This is a genomic window from Pseudoxanthomonas sp. LjRoot204_2, from assembly GCF_056175765.1.
Genome location: NZ_JBGFFG010000211.1, coordinates 1 through 5,897, shown reverse-complemented (window position 1 = coordinate 5,897; position 5,897 = coordinate 1). Strand labels below are relative to the sequence as shown.

The window sequence follows — 5,897 nt, the reverse complement described above, 5'->3', positions numbered from 1 at the left end:
ATGTCGTACGGGTGAAGCACTGGGCGCTGTCGGTGCTCGCCGTGCCTGGACACACGCGCACCCACATCGCCTTCCATGGCGGCGGCGGCGACGGTCCGCTGCACCTGTTCTGCGGGGATACGTTGTTCAGCCTGGGCTGCGGTCGCCTGTTCGAGGGCACGCCGTCGCAGATGCTCGAATCGCTGGATCGCCTGTCCGCCCTGCCCGGTGCATCGCTGGTCTGTTGCGGCCACGAATACACCCTGGCCAACGGCGCGTTCGCGATTGCCGTGGACCCGCTCAACCCGGCCCTGCGGCAACGCATCGAAGACGTCCGCACCATGCGCCAAGCGGGCCGTCCCAGCCTGCCGGTGACGCTGGCCAGCGAGTGCGCGACCAATCCTTTCCTGCGCGTGGACAGCGCCGAGGTCCAGGCCACCATCTCCCACCGCCTCGGCCGGCCGCCGGTCGATCGGATCGAGACCTTCGCGACCCTGCGGCAGTGGAAGAACGACTTCCGCGCATGAAACATCCCCGTGCCCTGCCCCTTGCCGGACTGCTGGCGACCGGCCTCGCGCTGGCATCTCAGACCGTCGTTGCCGCGGATCCAGCGACGGCGGAGAACGCACCGGCGACGCTCGACGTACTTGCCGTCGACCCCTCCCCGCTCGCCGCCGGCGATCAACGCAGCGGCCTGGACATCTACCAGCGCTTCCGCGACGGGCTGGCCGATCCGACGTGCGACAGCGCGGCGACCCAGGGGCGCTGGAAGAAGCATTTCAGCCATGCGCCCGGACAACTCGCGCGCGCGGAAGACGACGTGCTGCCGTTGTTCGGCTACGTGGTCGACGCATTGCGCGAAGCGCAGCTGCCGACCGAGTTCGCGCTCATCCCGTTCGTGGAGAGCGGATACAAGCCCGGCGCGCGCAATCCCCAAGGCCCGGCGGGGTTGTGGCAGTTCATCGGCATCACCGCGCGCAACCATGGAGTCCCGATGCGCGAGGGTTACGACGGCCGGCTGTCGCCCGTGGATTCCACCCAGGCCGCCGTCCGTTATCTCAAGACCCTGCACGGCATGTTCGGCGGCGACTGGCGATTGGCCGTGATGGCCTACAACGCCGGCGAATACCGCGTCCTGCAATCCATGCGCCGTGCCGGCATGAACGCCCGCAATGCGCGTCCCGCCGAGTTGCCCGGCCTGTCCGGCATCACCTACGCCTACGTGGAGAAGCTGCACGCGCTGGCCTGCATCTTCCAGCAGGCCGACGATCGCGATGCGTGGCTCAAACAGATGGATCGCCCGGTGCCGCGCCTGGCGGTCCATGTGCTGCCAGGCGATGCCACGCTCGAGGCCTGGGCCACCCGGCACCATCAACCACTCGCCTTGCTGACGCGCCTCAATCCCGCGCTCTCCGGTCGATTCAGCCGTGGCACCAAGCCGATCCGGCTGCTGGCGCCGACGTACGCGAGCGCGGACGAGGCCGCCGCGCCGGCGCCATTGGCCCTCGCCACAGACGACGCTCGCGCCACCGGAGGCGCCGCCGCGGGCGCACGCACGCATACGGTCCAGCGTGGCGACTCGGCGTGGACCATCGCACGTCGCCACGGACTTACGCCCGAGCGGCTTCTACAGCTGAATGACCTGAAGGCAAATGCCGTGCTGCGTCCTGGCATGGTGCTGAAGCTGGACAGCGCCGCAGAGTAGCGACGAGGCTCGCCACAAAGAAGAATCCCGCCGGTCGGCGGGATTCGGATCCAACATCGGTCGGGCTCAGAGCCGCTCTTCGAAGACCTTGACCTTGAAACGCTTGCGCAACGCGTCCACGTACGCCTGCGTCGCGATGCCGCCATTGAGCTGCATCAGTTGCTGCTGCATCGTCGCGCGCTCTTCGGCCGGCATGTCCGCGATGGCGCCATCGGTGACCTTGTTCACGGTGAAGACGGCATAGGCGCCCTGGCCCAGGGCCACCTGGCCGGCGACAACCTTCCCCTCCGCCGGCCGTCCGGCGGCGAAGATCGCCTCGTTGGCTTCGGCCGTCGGCATCGGCATGCCGCGACGCAGGCCCGGCAGTTCGTTGAAGCGCAGGCCTTCCGCAGCGGCGATGGTGGCGAGCGACTCGCCCTTCTTCACGCGTGCGAGCAGGGCATCGGCGGCGGCGCGCGCGGCTTTCTCGCGACGGTCCTGGCGGATGGCGAACACCACCGCATCGCGCGCCCTGTCCAGCGGCAGCGCCTGCTCGGGCGTGTGCTGGGCGACGCGGATGATGACACTGTGGTTGGGGGCGATCTCGATCCGATCGCTGATGGTGCCGTCCTGCACCAGCGTGTCGGAGAACGCGGCGCGCAGCACGGCGGGCACCGTCGCGATGCCCTGGGGGTCGTTGCGGGAGAACGGACCCACCTTCTGCAGCGGCAGGCCGGTCGCCGCCGCTGCGGGCGCCAGCGCCGTCGGATTCTTCAACGTTTCGTTGACCACGCGACCCGCGAGGTCGTTGTAGGCACGGTCACGTTCACCGCTGGCTTCTTCCGCGGCCAGCTCGCCACGCACGTCTTCGAAGCTGCGGCCTGCGCCGGGATTGACCTGCTTCAGCTGCAGCACGTGGTAACCGAAGTCGCTCTTCACCGGGCCGCGGATCTCGCCGGCCTGCATGGCGAACGCCGCATCCTCGAACGGCTTGACCATCGAGCCGTCCTTCGCGAACGGCGGCAGTTCGCCGCCCGCGTCCTTCGACCCCGGATCGTCCGAATTGGCGCGCGCCAAGGCCGCGAAATCCGCGCCCTCGCGGGCCTGCTTGGCCAGCGCCGCAGCCTTCTCTTCGGCCTTCTTCTGCGTGGCGGCGTCGGCGCCCGCATCGACCGCGATCAGGATATGGGCGACCACGCGCTGCTCCGGCGACATGAAGCGCGATTTCTCCGCCTCGTAGCGCTTGCGCAGCGCGGCTTCGTCGGCGGTCGCGGCGACAGGCAGCGTCGCGCCGTTGATCTCCACGTACTCGAGTGACACCTGCTCAGGCTGCTTGAAATCGCTCTTGTGGCCGTCGTACCACGCCTTGATCTGTGCGTCGGTCACCTCGGCGCTGTCCTCCGCCACCGGCGGCAGCAGCGCGATGCCGATATCGCGGGTCTCGCCCAGCAACTTCCACATGCGCGCCTGCTCGCCTTCGGTGGTGAAGTCGGACTCGCCGATGGCCTGCGGCAACAACATCATGCGCAGCCGCTCGCGCTGCTGTTCCTGGAACTGCACCGGCGAGATCGCAGGCACCTGCGACGACAGCAACATCTGGTACTGCTCGGGACTGAACTTGCCGTCGACCTGGAACGCCGGCTCGCTCATGATCATCTTCTGCACCGCCGCGTCGCCCACGACGATGCCGGCGCGCTTGGCGCCCAGTGCAAGCACTTTCTGGTCGATCAGCTGCTCGAGCACCTTGCGCTTGTTGTCCGCGCTTTCGAACTCGCGCGGATCGAATGCCTCGCCCTGTGCCTGGCGCTGCTGCTGGCGTGCCTGCTCGAACGCCTCGCGGAAATCGTCCTGCGTCACTTCCTCGYGCTGCCAGACCATCGACACAGGCCACCACTGCGGAGCGGACTCCCACCATGTCGGCGGTGCCTCGACGAGGGCCACATCGCTGGCGGTCCCGCCCGTCATGTACTCGTTCACGCCCACGAAGGCGAACGGAATGATCAGCAGCCCCAGGATCAGGCTGGCGACCCAGCCAGAGGTTTTGTCGCGGAGTTTCTGCAGCATGTGCGCACGGGATCCGAATTCGTTCAGCCGCGCAGTTTACCGTGCCGTTGCACGCGCGTCTCGCCGTCCGGCGGACTCACCGCGCCCTCAGGGCATCGAATCGCACGGGGGGAACACAGTGCGACAGCCGGAAAGCAAAAAGCCCGCTTTCGCGGGCTTTTTGGGTGAAATGGCGGAGTGGACGGGACTCGAACCCGCGACCTCCGGCGTGACAGGCCAGCATTCTAACCGACTGAACTACCACTCCGCGCTGAGACGAACATTGTAAGACGATTTGCGCAACTTCCGCTAGACCGTCCGACAATTTTTTTGATCCTGCATCGCCCCGATGTGGTGGGTGCTGAGGGTTTCGAACCCCCGACCCTCTCCGTGTAAGGGAGACGCTCTACCGCTGAGCTAAGCACCCGGGTGATCGCACCCTGCCATCGGCAGCGAGTCGATTAGTTTACGGCATCCTTCAGGGCTTTGCCAGCCTTGAACGCGGGGTTCTTGGACGCCTTGATCTTGATGGTGTCGCCCGTCTTCGGGTTGCGGCCCGTACGAGCGGCGCGCTTGCGGACCTGGAAGGTGCCGAAGCCGACCAGCGTCACGCTGTCGCCCTTCTTCAGGGCCTTGGTGATGCTGGAGATGACGGCGTCGACGGCACGGCCGGCTTCGGCCTTGGACACTTCGGCTTCGTCGGCGACGGCATCGATCAATTCGGTTTTGTTCATTGAGTAACTCCCTGTGCGGCACAACCGCGGAATGAGTGACCGGAACCCGGAACGTGGGCCTTCGCTTGTCTCGCGGGAGCCGGTCGTGATGTCCACGCGCATCGAGGCGTCGCCTCGTGCATGCGGGTGTCGTCGTTATACCAGCGCGAAAAATGGCACGCAAGCCGAAAACCCAGCAATGACGCGGGTTTCGGGGCGATGACACGCACCGCCCGTCGCCTTGGTCAATGCTTCACGCCGGGTTGCGGCGAGCCTTTGCCCTTGCCCTTGCCCGTTGTCGCCACCGCCCTTCCTCCACCGTCGTTGCCGGTGGCGGGCACGGGTGCCAACGGTCGCTCGAGCGCCAGATCGAGCACTTCGTCGATCCACTTCACCGGCACGATCTTCAGGCCGTCGGTGACGTTCGCGGGGATGTCGGCCAGGTCCTTCTTGTTCTCGTCGGGGATGATGACGGTGGTGATGCCGCCACGGAGGGCCGCGAGCAGCTTTTCCTTCAACCCGCCGATCGCGGTGACGCGTCCGCGCAGCGTGATCTCACCGGTCATCGCCACGTCGGCGCGAACGGGATTGCGCGTCAACGCGGACACCAGTGCGGTCACCATCGCGATGCCCGCGCTCGGACCGTCCTTGGGTGTCGCACCGTCCGGTACGTGCAGGTGCACGTCGTGCTTCTGCAGGAATTCCGCATCCACGCCCAGGCTCACCGCGCGCCCGCGCACCACGGACATCGCGGCGGAACCGGATTCCTTCATGACGTCCCCCAGCTGGCCGGTCAGCAACATGCCGCCCTTGCCCGGAACCAGCGCGACTTCGATCTGCAGCAGATCGCCACCGACTTCGGTCCACGCGAGGCCCGTCACCAGGCCGATCTCGTTCTGCTCCTCGGCGCGCCCGAAGTCGTAGCGGCGCACGYCGGCGTACTTGTCCAGGTTCTTCGCAGTGACCTGCATCGCGGCAGGCTTCTTCTTGGACGTGGCCGGCCTGGGGCCCGCAAGCGCGAGCTCCTTGACGACCTTGCGGCAGATCTTCGCGACTTCGCGCTCGAGGTTGCGCACGCCGGACTCGCGCGTGTAGTAACGCACCAGGTCGCGGATCGCGCCCTCGGCGATCTTCAGTTCCTCGGCCTTCAGCCCGTTCGCCTTCAGCTGCTTGGGCACCAGGTAACGCTGTGCGATGTTGACCTTCTCGTCCTCGGTGTAACCGGGGATGCGGATGACCTCCATGCGATCCAGCAACGGCCCCGGGATGTTCAGCGAATTCGACGTCGCGACGAACATCACTTCGGACAGGTCCAGGTCCACTTCGAGATAGTGGTCGTTGAAGGCGTTGTTCTGCTCCGGATCCAGTACCTCGAGCAGGGCGGAAGACGGATCGCCGCGGAAGTCCATCGACATCTTGTCGATTTCGTCGAGCACGAACAGCGGGTTCTTGCTGCCGGTCTTGTTGAGGTTCTGCAC

5 protein-coding genes and 2 tRNA genes are annotated in these 5,897 nt (G+C 66.6%); 2 read left to right on the top strand and 5 right to left on the bottom strand.

Annotated features, from left to right (window positions below):
* On the top strand, window positions 1-506 hold a 506-nt coding region (gloB, locus tag AC04L7_RS11080; RefSeq protein ID WP_475513008.1), incomplete at its 5' end, for a hydroxyacylglutathione hydrolase.
* Window positions 503-1,684 carry a lytic transglycosylase domain-containing protein gene (locus AC04L7_RS11075; protein ID WP_435997720.1) on the top strand — a complete coding sequence of 394 codons (1,182 nt, stop codon included), beginning with the start codon at window positions 503-505 and terminating at the stop codon, window positions 1,682-1,684. The genes gloB and AC04L7_RS11075, both read left to right, overlap by 4 nt.
* A gap of 66 nt (window positions 1,685-1,750) precedes the next feature.
* Here the strand turns inward: AC04L7_RS11075 and AC04L7_RS11070 are convergent, their stop codons facing one another.
* The 5 genes from AC04L7_RS11070 to AC04L7_RS11050 form a co-directional block, all read right to left on the bottom strand.
* Window positions 1,751-3,727: a SurA N-terminal domain-containing protein gene (locus tag AC04L7_RS11070; RefSeq protein ID WP_475513007.1), complete on the bottom strand. Its 1,977-nt coding sequence runs from the start codon at window positions 3,725-3,727 to the stop codon at window positions 1,751-1,753.
* A 170-nt stretch (window positions 3,728-3,897) separates the two neighbouring features.
* Window positions 3,898-3,974 (bottom strand) — tRNA-Asp (locus AC04L7_RS11065).
* Window positions 3,975-4,058: 84 nt separating this feature from the next.
* Window positions 4,059-4,133, bottom strand: a tRNA-Val gene (locus tag AC04L7_RS11060).
* A 34-nt stretch (window positions 4,134-4,167) separates the two neighbouring features.
* Window positions 4,168-4,542, bottom strand: coding sequence for an HU family DNA-binding protein (locus AC04L7_RS11055; RefSeq protein WP_296280065.1), 375 nt, complete (start codon window positions 4,540-4,542; stop codon window positions 4,168-4,170).
* A gap of 122 nt (window positions 4,543-4,664) precedes the next feature.
* The coding region (locus tag AC04L7_RS11050) for a S16 family serine protease (protein WP_475513006.1) at window positions 4,665-5,897 on the bottom strand (1,233 nt) is incomplete at its 5' end.